The 3,812-nt window shown below is 66.6% G+C and carries 4 protein-coding genes; all 4 read left to right on the forward strand.

The annotated features are described in order from the left end of the window. Positions 1 to 99: 99 nt before the first annotated feature. On the forward strand, positions 100 to 1,299 hold the full coding sequence (locus B3446_RS01390; protein WP_291376872.1) for an acetyl-CoA C-acyltransferase: 1,200 nt from the start codon (positions 100 to 102) through the stop codon (positions 1,297 to 1,299). Positions 1,300 to 1,315: 16 nt separating this feature from the next. Then, entirely contained in the window at positions 1,316 to 1,861 is a 546-nt protein-coding gene (locus B3446_RS01395) for a DUF4442 domain-containing protein (RefSeq protein ID WP_175126195.1), read from the forward strand. Next, positions 1,825 to 2,412 carry a chalcone isomerase family protein gene (locus B3446_RS01400; protein WP_291376874.1) on the forward strand — a complete coding sequence of 196 codons (588 nt, stop codon included), beginning with the start codon at positions 1,825 to 1,827 and terminating at the stop codon, positions 2,410 to 2,412. Before B3446_RS01395 ends, B3446_RS01400 begins: the two co-directional genes overlap by 37 nt. A 29-nt stretch (positions 2,413 to 2,441) precedes the next feature. Beyond that, a partial coding sequence (locus B3446_RS01405; protein ID WP_291376875.1) for an AMP-binding protein occupies positions 2,442 to 3,812 on the forward strand: 1,371 nt, incomplete at its 3' end.

Here is a 3,812-nt window from a genome sequence, read left to right on the forward strand (position 1 = left end):
CCGGCGGAGCCGGATCCGCGCCGCCCCGCCTGGTGAGGGCGTGTTCAGCGCAGGGAGTCGGATAGTTTTTTCTCACTGATGATATTTGAGGAAATGGATATGAGCACGCAGATCCAAGACGCCTACATCGTCGCCGCGACGCGCTTGCCGGTGGGCAAGCGCAATGGCGCCTACGTCACCACCCGCCCCGATGACATGCTGGCCGCCGCGCTGAATGGCGCGTTGGCGCAGGTGCCGGGGTTGGACGCAGCCCGCATCGAGGACGTCATCGCCGGCTGCGCCATGCCGGAGGCGGAACAGGGTATGAATGTGGCCCGCATCAGCCTGCTGCTGGCGGGGCTGCCGCAAAGCGTGGCGGGCGTCACCGTCAATCGCTTCTGCGCGTCCGGCCTGCAGGCCGTGGCGGACGCCGCCGCCCGCATCCGCATGGGCGAGGCCGACATCATGATCGGCGCGGGCACTGAATCCATGAGCGCCATGCCGCAGATCATGGGCAACAAGGTGTCCATGAACCCGGAGATCTTTGCGCACGAGGAAAACGTGGGCATGGCGTTCGGCATGGGGCTGACCGGCGAAAAGGTCGCCGAGCGCTGGAAGGTGTCGCGCGAAGATCAGGACGCCTTTGCGCTGGCGTCGCACCAGAAGGCATGCGCAGCCATCGCTGCCGGCCACTTCCGCGCCGAGACCACGCCATATGAAGTGGTCACGCATCTGCCGGACGGCGCCAGCGGCGCGGTCCGCGTGGCGCGCCGGCTTATCGAGGTCGACGAAGGCCCGCGCCCGGACAGCAGCCTGGAAGCGCTGGCCCGCTTGAAGCCCGTGTTCTCCACGCGCGGCAGCGTGACGGCCGGCAACAGCTCGCAAATGTCCGATGGCGCGGCGGCCGTGATCCTGGTGTCCGACCGCATCCTGCGCGAATTCAGCCTCAGCCCGCTTGCTCGCTTTGTGGGCTTTGCCGTCGCCGGTGTGCCGCCCGAGGTCATGGGCATCGGTCCGGTCGCCGCCATCCCCAAGGTGCTGGACCGCGCCGGCATCAAGCAGGACGCGCTGGACTGGATCGAGCTCAATGAAGCCTTCGCGGCGCAGTCGCTGGCCGTGATCCGCGAGCTGAAGCTGGACCCAGCCAAGGTCAACCCGCTGGGTGGCGCCATTGCGCTGGGCCACCCGCTGGGCGCCACCGGCGCGATCCGCACCGCCACGATCACGCACGGGCTGCGCCGCACCGGCGGCAAGTACGGGTTGGTGACGATGTGCATCGGCACGGGCATGGGCGCCGCCGGCCTGTTCGAGGCCCTGTAAGCAGACGGCGGACAGCGTGAAGCCCTACTGGTTCAAGAACCTGTCGCCCGAGTGGCGCGCGCGCCTGATGCGGGTGGGCTTCAACCTGCATCCGGCGTTTCGCGCCACCGGCGGCCGCGTGTTGCACGTGTCGCCGGACTTCCAGCACATCCGCATCAAGCTGCCGCTCTTGCGCCGCACGCGCAATATCGTGGGGTCGATGTACGGCGGCTCGCTGTTCGCGGTGACGGACGGCGCGCATCCGACCATGCTGATGTCGGCACTGGGCGCCGATCACATCGTGTGGGACAAGGCGGCATCGATCCGCTTTCGCAAGCCGGCCTACACCACGCTGTACGTGGATTTCCGGCTGCCGCCGGGCGAGATCGCCGAAATCCGGCGCCTGCTCGCCTCGCATCATGAAACCACCCGTACCTACACGGTCGAACTGAAGGACAAGGACGACGTCGTGTACGCCGTCGTGGAACGCACGATCTACATCGCAGACAAGAAGTTCTACAAACAGAAGAACACTGGAGGTGACCAATGCGTTTCAACCCCGGAGGGCGCGCCGCCGCCCTGAGTCTGATTCTTGCGGCCAGCCTGGCGGGCGCGCCGGCCCACGCTGACGTCGACGTCGCCGGCGTGCGCGTGCCCGAACAGCTTGCCGAAGGCGGCCACGCGCTGACGCTGAACGGCGCCGGCCTGCGCACCCGCTTCGTCGTGAAGGTCTACGTGGCGGCGCTGTACGTCACCACGAAGACCCACGACGCCGCCGCGATCATCGCCAGCACCGAGCCGCGCCGGATCCGTCTGCAAATGCTGCGCGACGTGGACAGCAAGAGCCTGGACGGCGCGCTACAGGACGGATTGCGCGACAATACGCCCTCGCAGGCGCTGGCCGCGTTGAAAGAACCCGCCGAACGCCTGTCGCACCTGATGGCCGACATCGGCGCCGCGCGCGAAGGCGACGTCATCGACCTGGACTTCGACGCCCGTGGCGTGGCCATCGCCAGCAACGGCAAGCCGCGCGGACGCATCGACGATCCCGCCTTCGCCCGCGCATTGCTGCGCGTCTGGCTGGGCGACAGCCCCGCGCAGGCTTCCCTGAAGAAAGCCCTGTTGGGCAACTAGGGCCTTGCGCCCCAACGGAACCGCAAGACATGGAACGAATTTGGCACAAGAGCTATCCCTACGGTGTGCCCGCCGAGATCGAGACCGACGGCGAGACAACGCTGGTGACGATCATCGAGGAAAGCTTCCGGCGCTTTCCCGACAAGACGGCCTACATCAGCATGGGCAAGTCGATCACCTATGCCGAACTGGACGCGCTGACGCGCCGCTTTGCGGCATGGCTGCACGCCCACGGTCTTGCGCGCGGCGACCGCGTCGCGCTGATGATGCCCAACCTGCTGCAGTATCCCGTTTGCCTCTTCGGCGCCCTGCGTGCCGGCTGCATCGTGGTCAACTGCAATCCGCTCTACACCGCGCGAGAGCTTGAACACCAGCTGGCCGATGCCGGCGCCCGCGCGATCGTGGTCGCGGACAACTTCGCAGCCACGTTGCAAAAGGCCTTGCCCGGCACGCAGGTCGAGCATGTACTGGTCACCTCCATCGGGGAAATGCTGGGTCCGATCAAGGGGCGCCTGGTGGACTTTGCGGTCCGGCGCGTCAAGCGCATGGTGCCCGCGTGGTCGCTGCCCGGCTCGCACAAACTGGGCGATGTGCTGCGGGCAGCGCGCGACCTGCCCTACACCGTCATGCCGCTCTCGCCTGCGGACCTCGCGTTCCTGCAATACACGGGCGGCACGACCGGCGTGGCCAAGGCCGCCATGCTGTCGCACGGCAACATGGTGGCCAACGTGAGCCAGGCCTACGCGTGGGTAAGACCCCTGGTGAAAGACGGCGAAGAATGTATCGTCACGGCCCTGCCGCTGTATCACATCTTCGCGCTGACGGCGAACTGCCTGACTTTCATGAAGCTGGGCGCGAGCAACCTTCTCATCGTCAATCCGCGCGACATTCCCGGACTGATCAAGGAAATGGGCAAGGTGCCGATCTCGGCATTCACCGGCGTCAACACGCTCTTTAATGCGCTGCTCAACCACCCGGATTTTGCCCACCTGGATTTTTCGCGCCTGCGGCTCACCATGGGCGGCGGCATGGCGGTGCAGCGGTCAGTGGCGGACCGGTGGCGCGCGGCGACCGGCGTATCGATCGCCCAGGCCTACGGCCTGACCGAAACGTCGCCCGCCGTCACCATCAATCCGCTGGACACCAAGATCTTCAATGGATCCATCGGATTGCCCGTGCCCTCCACGGATCTGTCGATCCGCGACGACGCGGGCCGCGAACTCGGCATCGGCGAAAACGGCGAGATCTGCGTGCGCGGTCCGCAGGTCACGCGGGGCTATTGGAACCGGCCGGACGAGACGGCGCTCGTGATGTATCCGGACGGCTTCCTGCGCACGGGCGACGTGGGTTATGTCGACGAGACCGGCTACGTGTATCTGGTCGATCGCAAGAAAGACATG

The sequence above is a fragment of the Achromobacter sp. UBA5777 genome, assembly GCF_002418565.1.
GTDB classification, from domain to species: Bacteria; Pseudomonadota; Gammaproteobacteria; order Burkholderiales; family Burkholderiaceae_B; genus Achromobacter; species Achromobacter animicus.